The sequence below is a fragment of the Klebsiella sp. 141161 genome, from assembly GCF_050600815.1.
In the GTDB taxonomy this organism is placed as follows: domain Bacteria; phylum Pseudomonadota; class Gammaproteobacteria; order Enterobacterales; family Enterobacteriaceae; genus Klebsiella; species Klebsiella aerogenes.
In genome coordinates, this window is sequence record NZ_JAQIRN010000001.1 from 334,373 (window position 1) to 354,054 (window position 19,682).

At 53.7% G+C, this 19,682-nt stretch carries 17 protein-coding genes; 6 read left to right on the top strand and 11 right to left on the bottom strand.

Annotation, left to right across the window (positions count from 1 at the left end; genetic code table 11):
• The first annotated feature begins 179 nt into the window (after positions 1 to 179).
• Positions 180 to 1,076: a DMT family transporter gene (locus tag PGR79_RS01675; RefSeq protein WP_316423987.1), complete on the top strand. Its 897-nt coding sequence runs from the start codon at positions 180 to 182 to the stop codon at positions 1,074 to 1,076.
• 45 nt (positions 1,077 to 1,121) lie between these two features.
• On the opposite strand, the gene PGR79_RS01680 is transcribed toward PGR79_RS01675, so the two are convergent.
• Positions 1,122 to 1,790, bottom strand: coding sequence for a DUF3313 domain-containing protein (locus tag PGR79_RS01680; RefSeq protein ID WP_087859521.1), 669 nt, complete (start codon positions 1,788 to 1,790; stop codon positions 1,122 to 1,124).
• A 135-nt stretch (positions 1,791 to 1,925) separates the two neighbouring features.
• A complete protein-coding gene (locus PGR79_RS01685) occupies positions 1,926 to 3,518 on the bottom strand; it encodes an ABC transporter substrate-binding protein (protein ID WP_316423988.1) in 1,593 nt (530 codons plus the stop codon).
• A 112-nt stretch (positions 3,519 to 3,630) separates the two neighbouring features.
• Between PGR79_RS01685 and pepT the strand changes: the two genes are divergently transcribed.
• Positions 3,631 to 4,860: a peptidase T gene (gene pepT, locus PGR79_RS01690; protein WP_271032629.1), complete on the top strand. Its 1,230-nt coding sequence runs from the start codon at positions 3,631 to 3,633 to the stop codon at positions 4,858 to 4,860.
• Here the strand turns inward: pepT and tehB are convergent.
• On the bottom strand, positions 4,857 to 5,453 hold the full coding sequence (gene tehB, locus PGR79_RS01695) for a tellurite resistance methyltransferase TehB (protein WP_430920934.1): 597 nt from the start codon (positions 5,451 to 5,453) through the stop codon (positions 4,857 to 4,859). The genes pepT and tehB overlap by 4 nt on opposite strands.
• A gap of 2 nt (positions 5,454 to 5,455) precedes the next feature.
• Positions 5,456 to 6,454 (bottom strand): dicarboxylate transporter/tellurite-resistance protein TehA, encoded by a 999-nt coding sequence (gene tehA / locus PGR79_RS01700; RefSeq protein WP_430920936.1) that lies wholly within the window; start codon positions 6,452 to 6,454, stop codon positions 5,456 to 5,458.
• A 111-nt stretch (positions 6,455 to 6,565) separates the two neighbouring features.
• On the opposite strand from tehA, the gene ydcK reads away from it, so the two are divergent.
• Positions 6,566 to 7,546: a YdcK family protein gene (gene ydcK / locus PGR79_RS01705; protein ID WP_430920938.1), complete on the top strand. Its 981-nt coding sequence runs from the start codon at positions 6,566 to 6,568 to the stop codon at positions 7,544 to 7,546.
• Between the two features lie 4 nt (positions 7,547 to 7,550).
• Here the strand turns inward: ydcK and rimL are convergent, their stop codons facing one another.
• Both rimL and PGR79_RS01715 read right to left on the bottom strand, forming a co-directional pair.
• Positions 7,551 to 8,111 carry a 50S ribosomal protein L7/L12-serine acetyltransferase gene (gene rimL, locus PGR79_RS01710; RefSeq protein WP_430920940.1) on the bottom strand — a complete coding sequence of 187 codons (561 nt, stop codon included), beginning with the start codon at positions 8,109 to 8,111 and terminating at the stop codon, positions 7,551 to 7,553.
• A 67-nt stretch (positions 8,112 to 8,178) separates the two neighbouring features.
• Complete coding sequence (locus PGR79_RS01715) at positions 8,179 to 9,834, bottom strand: glucan biosynthesis protein D (RefSeq protein ID WP_087859511.1); 1,656 nt, start codon at positions 9,832 to 9,834, stop codon at positions 8,179 to 8,181.
• Positions 9,835 to 10,156: 322 nt separating this feature from the next.
• Here PGR79_RS01715 and PGR79_RS01720 point away from each other — a divergent pair, with 322 nt between their 5' ends.
• Positions 10,157 to 11,245 (top strand): NAD(P)-dependent alcohol dehydrogenase, encoded by a 1,089-nt coding sequence (locus PGR79_RS01720; RefSeq protein WP_430917425.1) that lies wholly within the window; start codon positions 10,157 to 10,159, stop codon positions 11,243 to 11,245.
• Positions 11,246 to 11,286: 41 nt separating this feature from the next.
• Here the strand turns inward: PGR79_RS01720 and PGR79_RS01725 are convergent, their stop codons facing one another.
• Together PGR79_RS01725 and PGR79_RS01730 are read right to left on the bottom strand one after the other, a co-directional pair.
• Positions 11,287 to 12,060, bottom strand: a complete 774-nt coding sequence (locus tag PGR79_RS01725) for an ABC transporter substrate-binding protein (RefSeq protein ID WP_087859510.1) — start codon at positions 12,058 to 12,060, stop codon at positions 11,287 to 11,289.
• A gap of 11 nt (positions 12,061 to 12,071) precedes the next feature.
• Positions 12,072 to 13,241 (bottom strand): pyridoxal phosphate-dependent aminotransferase, encoded by a 1,170-nt coding sequence (locus tag PGR79_RS01730; RefSeq protein WP_087859509.1) that lies wholly within the window; start codon positions 13,239 to 13,241, stop codon positions 12,072 to 12,074.
• Between the two features lie 285 nt (positions 13,242 to 13,526).
• Between PGR79_RS01730 and PGR79_RS01735 the strand changes: the two genes are divergently transcribed.
• A complete protein-coding gene (locus tag PGR79_RS01735) occupies positions 13,527 to 14,873 on the top strand; it encodes an L-cystine transporter (RefSeq protein WP_087859508.1) in 1,347 nt (448 codons plus the stop codon).
• A gap of 50 nt (positions 14,874 to 14,923) precedes the next feature.
• Here the strand turns inward: PGR79_RS01735 and ycaC are convergent, their stop codons facing one another.
• The gene (gene ycaC / locus PGR79_RS01740) at positions 14,924 to 15,547 is read right to left on the bottom strand and encodes an isochorismate family cysteine hydrolase YcaC (protein WP_015366381.1); all 624 of its coding nucleotides are present in this window, start codon (positions 15,545 to 15,547) and stop codon (positions 14,924 to 14,926) included.
• 172 nt (positions 15,548 to 15,719) lie between these two features.
• On the opposite strand from ycaC, the gene PGR79_RS01745 reads away from it, so the two are divergent.
• Entirely contained in the window at positions 15,720 to 16,616 is an 897-nt protein-coding gene (locus PGR79_RS01745) for a LysR family transcriptional regulator (RefSeq protein ID WP_430920942.1), read from the top strand.
• On the opposite strand, the gene PGR79_RS01750 is transcribed toward PGR79_RS01745, so the two are convergent.
• Both PGR79_RS01750 and hglS read right to left on the bottom strand, forming a co-directional pair.
• The gene (locus tag PGR79_RS01750) at positions 16,555 to 18,063 is read right to left on the bottom strand and encodes a carboxylesterase/lipase family protein (RefSeq protein ID WP_213316176.1); all 1,509 of its coding nucleotides are present in this window, start codon (positions 18,061 to 18,063) and stop codon (positions 16,555 to 16,557) included. The two genes, PGR79_RS01745 and PGR79_RS01750, sit on opposite strands and share 62 nt — an antisense overlap.
• A gap of 42 nt (positions 18,064 to 18,105) precedes the next feature.
• Positions 18,106 to 19,449: a 2-oxoadipate dioxygenase/decarboxylase HglS gene (gene hglS / locus PGR79_RS01755; RefSeq protein ID WP_430920944.1), complete on the bottom strand. Its 1,344-nt coding sequence runs from the start codon at positions 19,447 to 19,449 to the stop codon at positions 18,106 to 18,108.
• Positions 19,450 to 19,682: the final 233 nt, after the last annotated feature.

Below are 19,682 nucleotides of genomic sequence, written 5' to 3' on the forward strand. Positions count from 1 at the left end.
TTCACATCGTTTTTAATCCGCAGACCTCTAGTCTATGAATTGTCATCACCGCTTACCAGCATTGACCATGAGCTTGTGAAAAATAAGCGCAAGATTTTGCAAGTCAGCAACAAAACGGTGACAGCGCTTTGCCAGGAAAAATCGCACACTTACGCCAGGCATATTAAAGGAGAGACATTTTGAACGCATTACTCTACGGGCTGGTGGTGGTTATCTGGGGTACCACATGGATTGCTATCTTTTTACAACAAGGGCCCGTCGCCGCGCCGGTATCGATTTTCTGGCGCTTTGCCGTCGCCAGCGTCACTATGCTGACAATTTTGCTGATTACCCGCCGCCTGCGCCCGCTGGCGATGCGCGATCATCTGTTTTGCATGCTGCAAGGCTGCTGCGTCTTTTGCTTTAACTTCTGGTGTTTTTATACCGCCGCGGCGCATATCAATACCGGCCTTGAGTCGGTGATCTTTTCGATGGCGGTATTATTTAACGCGATCAATAGTTTTATTTTCTTCCGCCAGCAGCCACCGGGGCGCTTTTGGCTGGCTGCGGCACTGGGGCTCGCAGGAATTGTCACCCTTTTCTGGGACGATCTCCTCGCCAATGGTCTAAACGCGTCGCTGCTGTGGGGAATTGGCCTGAGCGCCCTGGGAACGTACGGTTTTTCATTAGGCAACATGTTGAGTATTCGCCACCAGCGCCGCGGGCTTGAGACATTAACCACCAATAGTTGGGCCATGTTTTACGGCACCCTGGTGATGGGGGCGATCGCGCTGCTGCGCGGCGATAATTTTACGCCACAGTGGACATGGAGTTATATGGGCGCCCTGCTGTATCTGGCGTTGTTCGGTTCGGTTATCGCGTTCGGCGCTTATTTCACTCTGGTAGGCCGTATCGGGGCCAGCAAAGCGGCCTATAGCACGCTGCTTTTCCCGCTGGTGGCATTAACTATCTCCACCTTCTACGAAGGTTACGTCTGGCATAGCAATGCGGTGCTAGGTCTGGCGTTAATACTGGTAGGAAATCTGGTGATGTTCGCCCGCCCCGAACAGCTGTTTTTGCGCCGCCGGCTGGCCTAATAATAAGCCCGTCAGGCATCGCGCCAGACGGGCTTAACGCATCAATTACTTCTGTGACGGATCGAATTTCACCGCGTCGATCGCCATATCATCAATCACCTGTTTCAACGTATCAGCGGTCAGCGGCGTGCTCTCATTAGACAGCGTTTTGCCTTCGCCCTTACGTACAACTTTAATAACCGGTTTATTGGTCTTCGCGTCGATCAGTTCGCCTTCGAAGTAGAGATTCGTGTCCATCGTGCGATGGCCGGTTGCCGCCTGGGTACCCGCGACAATCATCGCCACCGGGATCACTTCATAGAACTGCAGACCTTCTTTACTGGTATCAACACCGGTGATTGCGCCGCGGAAAATCAGGCTGCGCGGGCCAGCCGTAGTCGCCAACGGTTTACGTTCGCTGATGGCCTGTTTCATCTGCTTGTTGGTGTAATTGAGGATGTCCTGCAGCGCTTTCTCCCCTACCTGAGTCGTTGGTTTCGGCACCGGGTAGTAGGTGATTGGACGGTAGACAACATTGTCGTAATTGCTCGGATTGTAGTCCGGGGAGATCCAGCGCAGCTCTGGTTTGCCGGAAGCCGAGGTAGTCTCTTTTAACTTAGAGTAATCTTTTAAGAACCCGGAATACTGATTCGGTTGCGCCAGTTTGGATGCACAACCGGTTAATGCCAGTAGCCCGGCCAGAGCGGCTACTTTAAATAACGTTTTCGTACGCATGGATGATCCCTGTAAATGCAGTTTGTCGGCAAGATTTATAACAAATTCCCACGCTAAGTTTTGTGACAAAAAAGGTGGTCCGTCAACTCCTTGCAAAAAATAAATCCGCCAATGCGGCGGATTTATTTATGGTGTTTATTTTACGTCCACTTGATAAAAAAGATGTTTACCAAACGGGTCGATTTCATACCCGGTCACCGATTTACTTACCGGCTCAAAAATAGTTGAGTGCGCAATCATCACGGCCGGCATTTGATCGTGCATCATCTGCTGCGCCTGTTTATACAAAGCTTCTCGTTGTGGCCTGTCGGTGATGGTTTTGGCTTCGGCGATAATTTTATCAAACGGCGCGTAACACCATTTCGCCGAATTAGAACCGCCGTTGGCCGACTGGCAGGTAAATAATGGGCCAAAGAAGTTATCCGGGTCGCCGGTCGCGGTGGTCCAGCCCATCAACGCCGCCTGATGCTCGCCGTCTTTCACCCGCTTAAGGTATTCGCCCCATTCATAGGTGGTGATTTTGGTCTGCACGCCGATTTTAGCCCAGTCGGCCTGGATCATTTCCGCCATCCGTTTCGCATTCGGGTTATAGGGACGCTGAACCGGCATCGCCCACAGGTCGATGGTGATGGGACCCTTCACGCCGGATTCACGCAGCAGCACTTTGGCTTTTTCCAGATCCCAACTGTAGTCCTGCAGGTCGGCATCTGCACTCCAGACGCCAGGCGGCAGCAGATTTTTCGCTACCGTACCAGTGCCGTGGAACACCGCGTCAATAATTGCCGGTTTGTTGATAGCCATAGCCAATGCCTGGCGTACCTTAACGTTATCCAGCGGCGCTTTCTGCGTGTTGAAGGCAAGGAACCCGGTATTAAGCCCGGCTTTGCTCATCAGATTGATCTGCGGATTCTCTTTCATCCGCGGTAAATCGGCGGGATTAGGGAATGGCATGACCTGACACTCATTTTTCTCGAGTTTAGCGTAACGCACCGAGGCATCAGGCGTAATACTAAATACTAGACGATCGATTTTCGCTTTTCCCTGCCAGTAATCAGGGAATGCGGTAAACAAAATCCGCGAATCTTTTTGGTATTGCGCCAGCTTAAATGGCCCGGTACCGATGGGATCCATATCAACGCGCTGCGGGGTTCCGGCTTTCAGCATCGCATCGGCATATTCCGCAGAGAGGATTGAAGCAAAATACCAGCCGAGATCAGCGACAAAAGGCGCCTCGGGGTGCGCGAGGGTAAAACGCACCGTATATTCATCCGGTTTATCAATTGCGGTAATTAACGAACCAAACTCCAGGCTTTCAAAATTGGAGTAGTTGCCATTAGAGACGTTATGATAAGGGTTATTCGGATCCTTTTGCCGCATAAAGGAAAAAATAACGTCATCGGCATTAAAATCACGGGTCGGTTTAAAATACTTATTACTTTGGAATTTAACGCCCTTGCGTAAGTGGAAAGTATAAACTTTGCCATCGTCGCTCACCTCCCAGCTTTCCGCCAGGCTGGGCTGCAATTCCGTGGTGCCAACTTTAAAGTCCACCAGCCGGTTATATATCGGTATCGCGCTGGCATCGACGCTGGTCCCGGAAGTATAAAGCTGCGGATTAAAGTTTTCCGGCGAGCCTTCAGAGCAATAAACCAGTGTTTTCGCATTCACAGCGGAACTCACCGCTAATGCCGCTATCGTCAGAGCTATTGAAGTAAATGTGCGTTGCATGCGTTTCCCTTTTCATTTTTTGACTAATGAATAGCTTTTTGTTTTATTGCCCATAGATAACACTAAAGCCAGATTGCAAACACCCGAAATAATAAATTAAGAAGGAAACACTATGGCCTCGCCCTTAACCAGACAATTAACCCAGCGCTTCTTTCGCTATCTGGCTATCACCAGCCAAAGCGATCCACGAGCAACCACGTTACCCACGACGCCCGGACAACATCAGATGGCGCAGGCGTTAGCCGACGAGCTACGTCAGTTTGGCCTTGACGATATCGTTGTCGACGAGCACGCGACCGTGACGGCGGTTAAAAAAGGCACCGTCCCCGGTGCGCCGCGGATCGGCTTTATCACGCATATTGATACCGTTGATGTCGGACTGTCGCCGGATATTCATCCACAAATCCTGCGATTTACTGGCGAAGATCTCTGCCTTAACCCGGAACAGCAAATCTGGCTGCGGGTTGACGAGCATCCGGAAATTCTGGCCTACCGTGATGAAGAGATTATTTTCAGCGACGGCACCAGCGTACTGGGCGCCGATAACAAAGCAGCGGTGACCGTTGTCATGACTCTGCTGGAAAACCTGACCGCCGAACATAAGCATGGCGATATCGTCGTGGCGTTCGTCCCGGATGAAGAAGTGGGTCTTCGCGGGGCAAAAGCGCTGGATCTCTCGCGTTTTGCCGTCGATTTTGCCTGGACCATCGACTGCTGCGAACTGGGCGAGATCGTTTATGAAAACTTCAACGCAGCCTCCGCGGAGATACGGTTTACCGGCGTCACGGCGCACCCAATGTCCGCCAAAGGCGTATTAGTTAACCCGCTGTTAATGGCTACCGACTTTATGAGCCATTTCGACCGCCGGCAGACGCCGGAGCACACCGCCGGGCGCGAAGGCTACGTGTGGTTTAATGGTATTCATGGCGATCAGAACAGCACGCGCTTGCAGGCTAATATTCGCGATTTCGATCTGGACAGCTTTAACCGACGCAAACAACAGATTGGCGAAGTGGCAGAGAAAATCGCCGCCCAGTACCCCACTGCCAGGGTTGAATTCACGATAAGCGATACTTACAGCAATATCAGCAACGCCATTGGCGAAGACCGCCGGGCTATTGATCTGATGTTCACCGCGATGGAAAGCCTCGGTATAACGCCAAAACCCACGCCGATGCGCGGCGGTACCGACGGCGCAGCGTTATCGGCAAAGGGGCTGCTGACGCCGAACTTCTTCACCGGCGCGCATAATTTCCATTCGAAATTCGAATTTTTGCCGCTGCGCGCCTTTGAGGCCTCCTATCTAACCGCCCTGCAGCTGTGCCTGCTGGCGGCGGATTAAGCCGGTTTACGCGCCAGCATCGTGGCGAAGCGTAGCTTGATGCGGTTGCCGCTGGCGTCGGTGCGGTGCAATTCGCCGACATCTTCGTTGTACTTGAGGAACTGCCAGCCAGCATAATAGTCGCGCAGTTCTTCAGGTTTTAAGGCGAACGGGAAACCCACGGTACAAGGGTAATCTTCGGTATCCATGGCTGCCACAATCAGGTTATAGCCGCCAGGCTTCGTGCAGCGCTGCATGTTGGCGATAAGACCAGGGATGGTTTTGGCTTCCAGGAACATCATCACCACGGTAGAAAGAATAAAATCATACTCGTCATCAAAACTCAGCGTATTCAGATCCTTAATCGCCGTCTGCAGGTTTTCCAGCCCTTCTGCCTGACGAATGGTCTCCAGATTATCGATACTCATGGGGTTCTTATCCCACGCGGTGACGTTGTAACCTTTCGCCGCCAGATACAGGCTGTTGCGACCATTGCCGCAGCCGAGGTCAAGCGTTTGGCCCGGCTGCATCAGCGAGGCGGCATACACCACTTCTGAGTGGGTGCGCGTGAGGCCATATTTTTCTGTAAAGTAGTTTTCGTCACGAGTCGTCATGATTAATCCTTGTTTGGCAATAAAGTGGCACGGTCTACGCGAATTAACAGTTTACCCCGCACCAGCAGAAGAAAGGTACGCAGCAGCAGCAGGCCGATAATCAGGTTGCTAAAAATAAATAAGGGGATCGCCAGCGTATGGAAAAAACCGTGCGGCTGACCGTGCCCCAGATGCAGGCCGGTGGTCGCCAGTGCGGAAATCCCGAACGAGAAGCTCCAGAATGAAGCATTAAACGGCTGCTGCAGATACCACGGCATCAGGCGCAGCATAAATAGCAACTGCAACAGCCCGTAACCAAATAACATTTTGGCAAACGTATCACCGTCGCCGCCATTGACGCTGAGCCACGCGCTACAGGCCACCAGAGCAGGCGCCAGCTGGATACCCAACGATGTCCGCAATGCCGCCGGTAGCTCGCCGTTGCTGCGCAAACGCTGTAGGATTACCGGCTCCAGGCTGAGCCAGGAGAAGACGCCGGCGCCGAGAAACACCAGTCCGGCATCGCTGAATCCCAGCGCGCCGCAGGCCATGGCGCTGATAAAATTGTTGGCGACAGTCGGCAGATATAAACCGGGCGTCGTCGCCTCTCCCGGATGTTTACCCCGCCACAGCCCGGCGCTCTGCCAGGCCGCATAGCATAGCTGCAGCACTACCCCGATAATAAATAACCCCAATGATAACGCTCGGTACCAGGGGACAAAGCCGATTGCCACCAACAGCGTTGTCGCCGGAAGCAAACTGACAAAACTGCTGGCCACTGGATGACGCATCTCCTGTAGCAAGCTCCACGGGAAACGGATGGCCCGTGCAATAAACGCTATCATTAATAGTGCCCAAATAATCGTCGCCAGCACCACCAACGCATCGCCAATAATCCTGCTCACCGGCCAGATGGTACTGGCATAGCGCCAGGCGAATCCCATGCCAATAATTCCCAGCACTATACCAAAATAGCCAGCCGGTAGATTCAGCACCCGGTCGCTTACTGCGTTTTTATTCATTTTATTTAAACTTTCAATTTAATTTTAAGTTGCATTTTAAAGGAACCTTATAAAACGCGCTACGGAGATTTTTGCTATGTTTATGTTAACCAACGGTAAAGAGAAATACTGATGAATAAATATCGTCTGAGTGAGCACGTCCGCCTGTATCATTTCGAAGAAGACGGAATTAAACATAGCGTAAATCTGCGGCAAATCGTGGCGCTGATTGATTTCTCGGACGTTAAGGCGGGTAGCGAAGGTGGCTGGCTCGATGATGAAGCCGCTTTAAGCCAGGGCGGCGACTGCTGGATATATGACGCCAATAGCGTCGTCTTTGCTGGCGCGCGCGTTGACGACAACGCCCGTCTGACCGGCACCTGCGTAATAAGCCACGGGGCGACAATTAGCGATAACGCCTGGCTTGATAATGTTGAGGTAAGTCACGGCGCCAGGATAAGTGACAACGTCACTATAAAGCAATCGCAAATCCGTGGTGTCTGCCGAATCGCCGACCAGGCGCGTATTCTCCCCCATTGTCTGGTGATTGCCGCTCAGGGGCTGACTTCTGATGCCAACAAAGTGCTGCAAATTTATCAGCGCGCCACGGTCAGCGCCTCACGGATTGTTCATCAGGCGCAAATCTACGGTGATGCCGTAGTTGAGCATGCTTTTGTTGAACACCGTGCCGAAGTGTTCGATAACGCACGTATTGAAGGTAATGAAGATAACGATGTATGGATATGTGACAACGCCCGGGTCTACGATTGCGCGCGACTGGTTGCCGGGCGCGGCGAGGATCAAATCCCGACTCTGCGCTATAGTGCGCAAGTGGGTGAAAACGCCGTGGTCGAAGGCAACTGCCTGTTAAAGCATCGCGTCATGGTCGGCGGGCACGCCCATCTTCTCGGCGGGCCCATTCTGCTGGATGACGAGATACTCATCGAAGGACATGCGACGATTCGTGGCGATGTGATTATCGAACATCAGGTAGAAATCTGCGGTAACGCCTGTATCGAAGCGCTGGAGGGTGACAAAATTCATCTTCGCGGGCGCAAAATCGTCAGCGGCGACGAGCATATCACCCGTACGCCGTTGCTGGGTTCGCTGTAGCCACTTATTGCGGGTCGATAATCCGCGCGTAGATATTCTGATCGTCATACGCGCCATTTAAAAACTCGGCCTGCTTCAGACAACCTTCCAGTTGGAAACCATTGCGCAACGCCACCTGATTACTGCGCTGGTTGGCGACCCGACATTTAATAACGAAACGGCGCACGATGCCCGTTTGCGCATAATGGTGGATAAACGCCTGTAACGCCTGTGATAACAGTCCCTGCCCCTGATGGTTTTGATCGATCCAGTAGCCGATATAGGCCGTCTTGTTCAACGGTTCAATCTGGTTAAATGACAGTACGCCGATCATCTGCCCCTGTAAAAACAGCAGGAACATTTTTGCATAACCGCGCTGGTGCAGCATCACGTTTCCCTGCACGTGGCGCCGGGTTTCATCTTCACTCAGCACTTCCGCAGGCCAGCTTAACGTATGCTGCAACCAGTCACGGTTTTTGAGCACCAGTTGATGTAGCTCACTGACGTAACGTTCGTCAACCGCACGCAGCTCCAGCTGTTCGTTGACCGGGATAGTTTCGATGGTGGGGCCGTTTTCAGCATTCATGGCAATATCTCACTGATAAACAACAACGCCCGCAGTAGCGCACCGCGGGCGGGTATCAACGACCTGGTTATTTCATAATCCGGTCATCAACGTAGTTACGCCGATCCGCCGCAGGCGGGAAGTACTGATACAGCCACGTTTCGCTGATAGCGTCGCCACGGCAGCGCAGGAACATGCGCATCTCCACCGGATCGGTGGAATCTGAAGTCGGATACCAGTCAAAGAGAATTCGATAGCCGTCAAACGGCTCGACGTAGAGGATCTCTACCTGCTTAGCCTCGCCGCTGGAGAGCGTAATCACCGGCTCAATGCCTTTCGGCGCCGCGGCTTTCAGGTCGCCGCCAACAAAATCGATAGCAAAGCGGCGCGCCCATTTGTCCGGATAATGTTCACCCGGCGCCCATCCTTCCGGGAAGCCGCCCATTCCGGTACGTGTCGCCAGCACTCGCGCCAGCGGAGAGCGTACCGGCGGTTGCGCGCTCCAGTACAAGCGGTAGCTAAAGTCCAGTTGATCACCCGCTTTTACCGGTTTTTCCGGCTGCCAGAAGCAGACGATATTGTCCAACGTTTCGCCGGTAGTCGGGATTTCCATCAGGCTAACGGCCCCTTTTCCCCACTGATTACGGGGCTCCACCCACAGGCTCGGGCGCTTGTTATACCAGCCCATCACATCCTGATAATGGCTGAAATCGCGATCCAGCTGCAGCAGGCCAAATCCCTTCGGGTTTTTATCCTGGAACGCGTTGAACTGCAGCTTTTGCGGATTATTCAGCGGACGACAAATCCACTCGCCGTTGCCGCGCCACATCGACAGGCGGTCAGAATCGTGGATTTGCGGATGGATGGTATCGCACATCCGGCGTTCGTTATTACCGCAGCTGAACATGCTGGTCATCGGCGCAATGCCCAACTGCTTAATGTCTTTGCGCGCATAGAGATGATTTTCGACATCCATGATCACCTGCGTTTCCTGGCAATTCACGGTGAACTTATAAGCGCCGGTGACGCTTGGGCTATCGAGCAGCGCGTAAACGGTGAACACCGTCGCGCCAGGTTTGACGGTTTCAAACCAGAATGACGTGAAATCCGGGAACTCTTCCGGCGTATCGGTAAAGGTGTCGACGGCCAGACCACGCGCCGACAGGCCGTACTGGTAAGTGCTGTCGACCGCGCGGAAGTAGCTGGCGCCCAGGAAGGCGACGATATCGCGGCGCGCCAGTTCCGGCGCCTTAAACACGCGGAAACCGGCGAAACCGAGATCGGTCTGCCCTTCCAACTGTTTGGTGTCAACGCCGGCGTCGTTATACTGGAACAGCTCCGGACGGAAATGTATCTCCCGCGCCTGCTGAGACTGCGCGTCCAGCGAGAACATGCGCACCCGGCGGCGGAAGCCCATACCAACATGGAAAAACTGGATATCCAGCTTACGCTCTTCAACGTTATTCCACAGCGAATGCGCCGCATCATACTGAATGCTGTTATAGGCCTGAGGGGTCAGATTCGCCAGCGTCGGCGGCAGGTCGCGCGGCGCGCCGCCCCACGGCTGACGGGCTAAGTCATGAGCCATCGCCTGCAGGACGGAAAAGTCAAAGCGGCGCGTCTGGCCATCGGCGATAGCAGAATCCGCGGCGAAAGCCGCTTTAGTGAATAACGAGGCGACTCCTGACGTTCCGCATACGGCGGCAACAGCCATGGATGATTTAAGAAAACGTCTGCGGTTCATGCCTGGAAAAGCGTCCTTTTTGAGAGTTCGACGGATACGCAACGTTGCAAACATCTGCGTCGTGAATTCCGCTCACTCTAGACAAAAATGATTGATAATCCAATTGTTGGCAGGCGAAAAGCATGAAAAAAAAGATGTCCACCGGAACAGACTGAATAACCACCCAGCGATCGCTATCGCTGAACTGTTTTGGCGAACACGCGCCGATCCGATACCTAACCGTTTTTACCCGCATTTTGTTTATTTTCAGCACGAACAGGATAAATTTTCATCACGCCAGGTGTAATCTCTACTCTCCAGGGAAAAATGTCAGGAGTATCTAATGAAAGTAAAAGCCGCCGTGACGTTGGGTTATCAACAGCCATTTAGCATTAAAAATATTCAGGTTAGCGCCCCTAAAAAAGACGAAGTGATGGTAAAAATTGTCGCCACAGGCGTTTGTCATACCGACGCGGTGATCCGCGATAACGCCGGGATCCTGCCGATGCCCGCCATTCTGGGCCACGAAGGCGCAGGTATCGTGGTTAACGTCGGTGATGCCGTTCGTGGGGTCGAAATTGGCGATCACGTGGTACTGAGCTACGCCGCCTGCCATCACTGCGAAAACTGCCTCACCAACCATCCTTCCGCGTGCGAAAGTTTCAATGACTTAAACTTTGGTGGACGCTTAGACGATGGCACCACCCCTTATCGTCTGGATGATCAAGAATTATCCGTCTTCTTCGGTCAATCTTCGTTTAGTCAGTATGTGGTCACCAAAGCGACGAATGCTATTGTTGTCGACCGTGAAGTCGAACTATCGCTTCTTGGTCCGCTGGGTTGCGGAATTCAAACCGGTAGCGGCACGGTGTTAAATCGACTAAAACCGGTGGCCGGGGAATCGCTGGTGGTATTCGGCTGCGGCGCGGTTGGTTTAAGCGCCATTATGGCTGCAAAGCTCACCGGCTGTAGCCAAATCATCGCCGTCGATATTCATGCGAACCGCCTTGAGCTGGCAAGTGAACTCGGCGCAACCCACGTGATCAATGGCAAACAGGAAGATAGCGTTGCGGTTATTCGCCAACTGACCGGCAAAGGCGCGCACTACGCCATCGAAACTACCGGCGTCGCCGCCATCGTTCTGCAGGCAATCCACGCGATTAAGCCGTTAGGCACGGTGGCGGTCGTCGGCTTTACGGGCGATATCACCTTTAATGTCCAAAACGATCTCATGGCGGAAGGTAAATCATTGATAGGAGTAATCGAAGGAGACGCCGTGCCGCAGCTGTTTATCCCGCAGCTGGTACAGTTTTATAAACAAGGAAAATTCCCCATTGATAAGCTTATCGAATTCTATCCGCTCGAAGAGATTAATCAGGCTTTCGCAGATTCAGCTTCCGGTAAAGTCATCAAACCGGTGGTGCTGATGTAATGCGGGCGGCTCTTTGCGAAACAAAGAGCCGCAAGTAAAGATTATTTCACACTGACGTCGATACCGGGGAAGTACTTCGCCGCCAGACGGGTGATAGTGCCGTCGGCGCGCACTTTATCAATTGCCGCGTCGAGCTGTTTTTTAGTTGCCTCATCGCCCTTGCGCAAGCCGTAGCCAATACCGCTGCCCAGAATCGTATCATCAGCCACCGGCTTACCGATAAAACCGAATCCTTTACCCTGCGGCTTACTGAGGAACCCGGCCTGCCCGGCCGCGGACATCACCAGCGAGGCGTCGATACGGCCGTTAAGCAGATCGGCCCACGCCATGTTCTGGTCTTTATAGGAAACCACCGTGACGCCGTGTTTTTCCCAATGCTCTTTGGCAAAGGTTTCCTGAATCGAGCCCTGTAGCACGCCGATGGTTTTGCCCTTCAGCCCATCCGGCGTCGCCTGCATACCGCTGTCGGCCTTGCCCACCAGCTGTGAAGGAATACGGTAGATCGGCTGGGTGAAATCAATACTCTTGCGCCGCTGTTCGGTAATGTTCATCGCCGAATTAATCGCGTCGAATTTCTTCGCCACCAGTCCCGGAATGAGCGCATCAAAGGAGGTTTCGACCCAGCTGCATTTCAACTGCGCGGCCTGACAAATCGCGTTGCCGAGGTCAATATCAAAACCCTGCAACTCCCCTGCCGGATTACGGCTTTCGAACGGCGGATATTCCGCCTCCACGCCGTAGCGTAATTCGCTAGCGGCAAAGCTTGATACGGTACACAGCATTCCCAAAGCAAGAGTTAGGGCTTTTATTTTCATCGTCTGGCTCCTTAACGCGGCTTAACGCGGCACAGCGCCTGCGCGCCGGCCCGCAATGTGGCTTCATCTTTGGCAAAAGAGAGCCGAATCAGTTTGTTATCAGTACCATCGGTATAAAATGCCGATAGCGGAATCGTGGCGACGCCGTATTCGGTAATCAACCGCTTCACCATCTCGCTGTCATGCTCATCGCTGAAATGGCGATAATCCGCCAGCATGAAGAAAGAGCCGGCGCTCGGCAATAAGCGGAACGGCGAGTCTTGCAGCAGTTGCTGGAGCAAATCACGCTTTTGCTGATAAAAGGCGGCAAGCGACAGCCATGAAGCCGGGTTCTGCATATGCTCTGCGAAAGCGTACTGCATCGGCGTATCGGCAGAAAACATGAGGAACTGATGTACCTTGCAGATCTCATCCATCAGCGCCGCTGGCGCCACGCAATAACCAACCCGCCAGCCGGTCACGTGGTAGGTCTTGCCGAAGGAAGAGATAATCACGCTGCGTTCCGCTAGCTGCGGATGGGTCGCCATGCCGTGATGCTTTTCGCCGTCGAAGACTACGTGCTCGTAGACTTCGTCGGACAAAACCACGATATCGGTATTGCGGATCAGCATCGCCAGTTGATTAAGGTCGTCGGCGGAAAGTACCTGGCCGCTTGGATTATGCGGCGTATTAATGATGATCATCCGCGTCTTCGGGGTAATCGCGGCGCGCACCTCGTCCCAGTTAATCGCGAAATCCGGCACGGTGAGCTTAATCGCCACCGGCGTCGCGCCTTGCAGACGCACTATCGGAGCATAGCTATCAAACGAAGGCTCAAAGTAAATCACCTCGTCGCCAGCATGTACCAGCCCGGCAATGGCGGAATAGATCCCCTGGCTGGCGCTAGCGGTAACCAACACTTCGTTATCGACATCATATTGCGTGCCATATAACGTGGCGATTTTGTCAGCGATACGCTCTTTTAAAGCCCGCAGGCCGGTCATCGGCGCGTATTGATTATGTCCGGCGGTCATCGCCTGCGTCACGCCGGCCACCAGATGTGGGTCGCAGGCAAAATTAGGCGCACCCTGAGAGAGATTAATCGCGTTATGCTGCGCTGAAAGCTGGCCAATAACGGTAAAAATCGTGGTGCCGACATCCGGCAATTTCGAGCGAGTGGTGACCGAAGCACTAAGAGCCATGATTAATCCTTTCTCGTTTTATTTGCATATCCATTCAAACCAAAGCGACTTCAGGCGACAAGCGAATTGTTATCATAAGAGCTATGCATTCCGATCATGGCTCAGGACGCCTTTAAAACATGACGGGGCTAACACTCAGGCCATAAACCACAATTTTTGTATGCCTTATACTATTCAATTCTTTATAATCCCCAGCGGTTCTAAGGCTACTGACCGTCTTAGAGAAATTTAGAATATATCTCTTTCCGGCATTTCAGGTGCTGAATGGGGCAAGAGGCAAATCTTATGTTTATTACGCCAGCGTATATCGCGTTATTTTTAATCGCATCATGGGGACTTTTTAAACTCGACCAAAAAAGCAACTCGTTATCAAAAAGCGTTTTTATCGCTATCTTTCTCGGCGCCCTTCTCGGATTATCGCTCCATTTCATTGCCAACGAACCGCGTAAAACGGTCATTGATTGGTACAGTATCGTCGGCAACGGCTATGTTAATTTGCTGAAACTTGTCGCGGTTCCGCTGATTTTCATTTCAATTTTGTCAGCGATTAACAAACTCGAAAATAGCGCCGGTATTGGCCGAATGTCCTTAACCATCGTCGCCTGCATGCTGTGTCTGGTAATGATTGCGGGTTGGGTCGGCCTGTTTACCGCTAACCTGATCGGTCTTGACGCCAGCGCTTTTAGTCATATGCAATCGACGCTGACCGCCGAAGACGTCAGCAAAACCGCAGCCGTTTCGCTACCCCAACTGGTCACTTCGTTGATCCCGACAAATATTTTTCTCGACCTGACCGGCGCGCGCAGCGTATCGGTTATCGGCATCGTCATCTTTACCCTGCTGGCCGGCGTGGCGTTATTGAAGGTGAAAAAAGAGGCGCCGGAGGAAGGTCAAAAATTAAGTAGCGGGATTAACGCGATTCAAATTTGGGTGATGAAGATGGTACGTATCGTCATAGCGCTGACGCCATACGGTGTCCTCGCATTGATGGCAAAAGTCTTTTCAACCTATCAGCTAGCGCAATTCACCAGCCTGCTAGGCTTTATCGCCGCCTGTTATCTGGCAGTCGCCATGATGTTTATCGTGCATGCGATTCTGCTGACTATTAGCGGTCAAAATCCTCTGCGCTACTTTAAAACGGTGTGGCCGGTGCTTACCTTCGCTTTTGTTTCCCGCAGCAGCGCGGCTTCGATTCCATTAGCGATTACCGCTCAGGAAAAATTCGGCGTGCCGAATACCATCGCCAACATTGCCGCCTCTTTTGGTTCCAGTATGGGGCAAAACGGCTGCGCCGGAATCTATCCGGCCATCATGGTGGCCATGATTGCGCCCACGCTAGGTATCGACCCACTGTCGTTCTCGTTTTTAGCCAGCTTACTTCCGGCTATCGCTCTGGGCTCAATTGGCGTCGCAGGCGTCGGCGGCGGCGGGACATTTGCGGCGTTGATTGTCCTGTCAACGCTCAACTTCCCGGTGGCGCTGGTCGGCATTTTTATCGCCATTGAGCCAATTGTCGATATGGCGCGTACCGCGCTGAATGTGAATGGATCGATGATGTCTGGCGTACTGGCGACGCGGCTATTGAAAAATCAACGTACAAAGTCGCACCCTGTCGCCTCGATGAGTGAATAATCCCGTCTGATTGAAGCGGCGGCCAGGCCTGAAAACTGGCCGCCAGCTGTTTATTTCTTGCTCAACAGGTTAAAACTGGTCATCAGGTTCCGATAATCCGGAATGTGGTTAGAGAACAGGGTTCCCAATCCTTCAATATCATTGCGCCAGTCGCGGTGCAGCTCACAGGCCACGCCAAACCACGACATTAACTGCACGCCCGCCTGAGACATACGATCCCACGCCGCATCACGGGTGATCGGGTTAAAAGTACCGGAAGCATCGGTCACCACAAAGACGTCGAATCCCTCTTCAATCGCCGACAGCGCCGGGAAGGCCACGCAGACTTCAGTGACGACACCGGCGATAATCAGCTGTTTCTTACCGGTGGCTTTTACCGCGTTGACGAAATCTTCATTATCCCAGGCGTTAATATTGCCGGGACGAGCGATATAAGGGGCGTCAGGGAACTGTTCTTTCAGTTCCGGCACCAATGGGCCATTAGGGCCATTCTCAAAACTGGTGGTCAGAATCGTCGGTAGTTTAAAGTATTTAGCCAGATCGCTGAGAGCAAGGACGTTGTTCTTAAATTTATCCGGCTCGATATCACGAACCAGTGAGAGCAGCCCGGTCTGGTGGTCAACCAGTAATACTGCCGCATCATTTTTATCCAGACGAACATAAGGTTTAGACATGGTGGCTCCTTTTATACACATCAACTAATCGGTGAGAGACGTTGTATCAACGAGACTAATAATAGTGTAAGCAATGGATGACGATTAGATGGCAAAAACGGGACGCATCGTCCCAATTTCGCAACGATGCGTGGCATACTGCCCATGATCAAAATGCATAGCTGGAGCCAACATGTCGCGTAGCGCCCTGCCTTTTCATACCGTAGAAACGTTTCTGATAACCGCGAGGCATCTCAACTTAACCCATGCCGCGCAGGAGCTGTGCCTGACGCAGGGGGCGGTCAGCCGACAGATCGCCGCGCTGGAGAGCTGGTTCGGCTTCCCGCTATTTGAACGCCACGCCCGGGGCCTGCGACTGTCGCCACAGGGCAGCGCGCTTTATCCGGAGCTACAGTCGGCATTCGGCCGCCTGATAACGGTGGCCGAGCAGGCGCGCCAGCAGCAAACTGTCGTGCGCCTGAAAGCGCCTACCTGCGCGATCCGCTGGCTGGTGCCGAAACTACTGGAGATAGAACGACGTTATCCGGAACTGCAGGTGGCGTTGACCACCACCACCGAGCATAACGTCAACTTTAAGACTGAGCCCTACGACGCGGCGATTATCTTTGGCACCCATCAGAGCGCCGGCGATCTGCTGTTTGAAGAAGCCCTCACGCCGGTGACCAGTCCCGATACGCCATGCGATCCCCAGCTATCAGGCGTCACATTTCTCCATCCGACGCGCGATAAAACCGACTGGCTGCTGTGGCTTGCGCACTTCCCGCATGAAACTGCGCTAAAAATGCATAAAAACCAATATTTCGACACCATGGATCTGGCGATCACCGCCGCGATGCAGGGGCTCGGCGTGGCCATGGCGGACGAAACGCTGGTTGCGGAGGATCTTCGTACCGGGCGACTATGTCGCCCCTTCTCGCTTAGCGTCAAAACCGGCGCCAGCTACCGGCTGGTTGTTCGCCGCTCGCAAAGCAAGGCCGACGGGCTGGCGCGCTTTCGCGCCGCGCTGGTTAATCCAGCGTCACATGATGCTTCATCACCCGACGAAACAGCGCCAGCCGCGCGCGCATAAAGCGGTTCTCGACTTTAAAGCCCGCGCGCTTGTTGAGTCCGATACGCAATAAACGGTCCCGCCCGCGCTGACAGGCAGGCCAGCGTACAGGGCCCGTTAACTCGCTGCACTGATTGCCTGCCAGCCTGGCAAAATTAGTCCAGTAGTCGGCGACCTGCGCGGCGAAGGCTTGATCCGCCTCACTGGCGTACTGACACACCGGCTCGGCTCGGGTCAGGTTGTCAAAAACGTAAACCACTTCGTTGCCATGCCAGGCGCCATGGAGATAAGTTTCATGTTCCGCTTCGGCCACATAGTCAAACCAGTAGCGCCAGCACGGTTGCCCGAGACGCTGCTGCGCCTGCATGACAACATACCCCAAAGTCGTGAACGCCATATCGCGGCACACTTCTCTGCCTAACGCTTCATCACCTTTGACGCCTGGATACAGCAGTTTGATAAGCCCAAGGCCAAAACGGCGTTCGCGCCGCAGTTTTTGAATCTGCCCGGCAATATCGACGCCAAATACCGCCATCACGCTGGCCTCATCGCTATTGGAGCCAATCATCACCGGCATCGCATGCTGACGTCCTTTAAAGAACGTGTCGAGCATAGGCTCCGGTAGCACCGCATCGCCGACAATCGGCGCCGGGCCAATATTCAGCGGCGCTGTCAGCGCCCAAAAAGCATCGGCGGGGATTGCCCGCAGCTGTTCCGCGCTGGCATCGGCAAGAGAAAAATGTTCCGCCAGCAGCTTTCCCTTCGCCAGCGCCTTTTCCCGCGGTAAATCCGGTAAGGTATAACCGCTTTGTACGATCGCTTTATGGAACAATCCCTTCGCTTTCGGCGACGCCATTAACGACAGGACGCTGCGCGCCCCCGCGGATTCGCCGAACAAGGTGACATTGGCGGCGTCGCCACCGAAAGCGTGGATATTGTCCTGTACCCAGCGTAGCGCGGCTATCTGATCGAGCAGCGCAAAATTATACAACCGCTCGCCCTCTTCGCCTTCCAACGCCGGATGAGCGAAAAAGCCGAGGTGTCCAAGACGATAGTTCACCGTGACCACCACCACCTCGCGGCTGGCCAATGCGCTACCGTCGTAGGGCGGCAGGCTGCCGGCGCCGATGGTGTAGCCGCCGCCGTGCAGCCAGACCATCACCGGGAGCGGCTGCGAGCGGGCGGCGGGCGCCCACACGTTGAGATACAGACAATCTTCTGAGAAACGGCCAGGATCGCCGCCGCCCAGTTCACGACAATATTCGATATCCTGCCAGCTGGCGGCGGAAAAGGTATCGGCCTGACGCACGCCCTGCCAGCGCTCTGGTGGCTGCGGCGAACGCCAACGCAGCTCGCCAACCGGCGGCTGCGCGTAGGGAATACCGCGCCAGATATGGATACCCTGTTCACTGGTGCCGGATAGCGTGCCCTGCCGCGTTTTCACAAGCGGCGTAGATGAATTCTGCATAACAACGTCCTTTTGCAAGTTATGCCATGCAGAGTACCGATTTTAGAGCAGACCGCAACGGCGTTTACTGCGTTCCTCCGCCTGTTGATATAGCTCGAACTCATCGAGGACCTCACAGCCTAACGCCGCTTCAAAAGCGTCACGGCTGGCGTTACCGTGGCTGCGGGCCTGGGTTTCGTTGCCAAGATTTGATTGGAAGATCCCCGCGGCGCTTACCGGTAAAAAATCCTCATAAACAATCGGCTGCGCGACTACCCAACCGCGTTCGATCAGCGGTTGCGGATCGTCGCCGGGGCCAAAAGCATGGCGGTGCGCTTCTCCTGCGGGGGTCAGGCGATAGCGGAACCACGCCAGCCCCTGCTGACGCAGCAAAAATTCGCTGTCAGGAAACTGGCTAAAGACCTCCTGCAAATGGCGCTGATGGTTAAGGTTGTCTTTACCGACCCCGGCCTCATTCAGTAAGCGGTCATACAGCGCTCGTCCTTTCGGCGTCAACGCGACGCCGCGTTGTTCAATTTCGCCAAAGCGCGCGCTGTGCGTGCCTTTATGTTCACCGGCGAACATCACCGGCTCTTCCAGCGCTTTAAAACTGGTTTGTCGCAATAAAATCGGCACCTCGCGGCGCGGTGGCCCTTCAATGAGCGCTTTCGGTTCAATACCACACTGCGGCATCAGCGCCTGAACCCGATCGATATCGAGCGTACGCGGCGTCAGATGGTTGATGTGGCAACCGGGGAAACAGACCACATCGGCAATCAACCGGTGCTCATTATGCAGTGCGTGATAGGTTTGCTCGTCAACGGTGGCGTGACGGTGCCAACGAAAAGTTTCCAACGCTTCGTTGACGAATTCGCGCGCTTCTGCTGCCGTGAATTCCCCCCTATCTTCGTGTAACGCAATCAGCTCACGGCAGCGCGGCGTAAAGATATCGCGACGTGCGAGAATATCCGCCGCTTGCTGGCGCAACGCCTCGTTGCCGATCAGTTCAAGGCGCAGCAACGAGGTGAAAATGCGAAACGGGTTACGCGCCAGCGCCGCATCATCGACCGGGCGAAAAGCGGTAGAATGCACGGGTACCCCAGCCTGCGACAGATCGTAATAGCTAACGGGATACATCCCCATAATGGCAAACATGCGACGCAGGGTCGCCAGTTCTTCCGCCGTTCCCACGCGGATCGCGCCGTGGCGCTCAACGTTCAGCCGTGCCAGTTCGTCGGCATTAGCCAATTGTTCATGTAATTTCGGGTTGTGTTCCAGGACCGCCAGATTCACATCCGCCACCAACTCCAGGAGGGTTCCATACTGCGGAACTTCCTGCTGGTACATTGCCGACATAGCCTGTGAAAAGTTTTCCCGAATCTCATCAGCCGTGATGGTGTTCGCCATGATGTCTTACCTCCAGTGAATACTTCCTGGAGTGTAGGAAAGCGCGTTAAGAGTGGCGGGAAGAATTTACAAACTGTGATGCGGATAACCTGCTACCGCGTTTCGTTTGTACAAATCATAACCGCTGGTTATGAAAAATTAGATTTAATTTCACTTTAAATCAACAAAACATTTACAGAGACTGTTTCTGGCGAAATTACAACAACATGCCTCTCTTCCGTTTGATGGAGTAC

Excerpts from the sequence above, each read along its gene's own strand:
- PGR79_RS01680 (WP_087859521.1), bottom strand. The coding sequence starts at position 1,790 with ATGCGTACGAAAACGTTATTTAAAGTAGCCGCTCTGGCCGGGCTACTG.
- PGR79_RS01685 (WP_316423988.1), bottom strand. The coding sequence starts at position 3,518 with ATGCAACGCACATTTACTTCAATAGCTCTGACGATAGCGGCATTAGCG.
- pepT (WP_271032629.1), top strand. The coding sequence starts at position 3,631 with ATGGCCTCGCCCTTAACCAGACAATTAACCCAGCGCTTCTTTCGCTAT.
- tehB (WP_430920934.1), bottom strand. The coding sequence starts at position 5,453 with ATGACGACTCGTGACGAAAACTACTTTACAGAAAAATATGGCCTCACG.
- tehA (WP_430920936.1), bottom strand. The coding sequence starts at position 6,454 with ATGAATAAAAACGCAGTAAGCGACCGGGTGCTGAATCTACCGGCTGGC.
- ydcK (WP_430920938.1), top strand. The coding sequence starts at position 6,566 with ATGAATAAATATCGTCTGAGTGAGCACGTCCGCCTGTATCATTTCGAA.
- rimL (WP_430920940.1), bottom strand. The coding sequence starts at position 8,111 with ATGAATGCTGAAAACGGCCCCACCATCGAAACTATCCCGGTCAACGAA.
- PGR79_RS01715 (WP_087859511.1), bottom strand. The coding sequence starts at position 9,834 with ATGAACCGCAGACGTTTTCTTAAATCATCCATGGCTGTTGCCGCCGTA.
- PGR79_RS01720 (WP_430917425.1), top strand. The coding sequence starts at position 10,157 with ATGAAAGTAAAAGCCGCCGTGACGTTGGGTTATCAACAGCCATTTAGC.
- PGR79_RS01725 (WP_087859510.1), bottom strand. The coding sequence starts at position 12,060 with ATGAAAATAAAAGCCCTAACTCTTGCTTTGGGAATGCTGTGTACCGTA.
- PGR79_RS01730 (WP_087859509.1), bottom strand. The coding sequence starts at position 13,241 with ATGGCTCTTAGTGCTTCGGTCACCACTCGCTCGAAATTGCCGGATGTC.
- PGR79_RS01735 (WP_087859508.1), top strand. The coding sequence starts at position 13,527 with ATGTTTATTACGCCAGCGTATATCGCGTTATTTTTAATCGCATCATGG.
- ycaC (WP_015366381.1), bottom strand. The coding sequence starts at position 15,547 with ATGTCTAAACCTTATGTTCGTCTGGATAAAAATGATGCGGCAGTATTA.
- PGR79_RS01745 (WP_430920942.1), top strand. The coding sequence starts at position 15,720 with ATGTCGCGTAGCGCCCTGCCTTTTCATACCGTAGAAACGTTTCTGATA.
- PGR79_RS01750 (WP_213316176.1), bottom strand. The coding sequence starts at position 18,063 with ATGCAGAATTCATCTACGCCGCTTGTGAAAACGCGGCAGGGCACGCTA.
- hglS (WP_430920944.1), bottom strand. The coding sequence starts at position 19,449 with ATGGCGAACACCATCACGGCTGATGAGATTCGGGAAAACTTTTCACAG.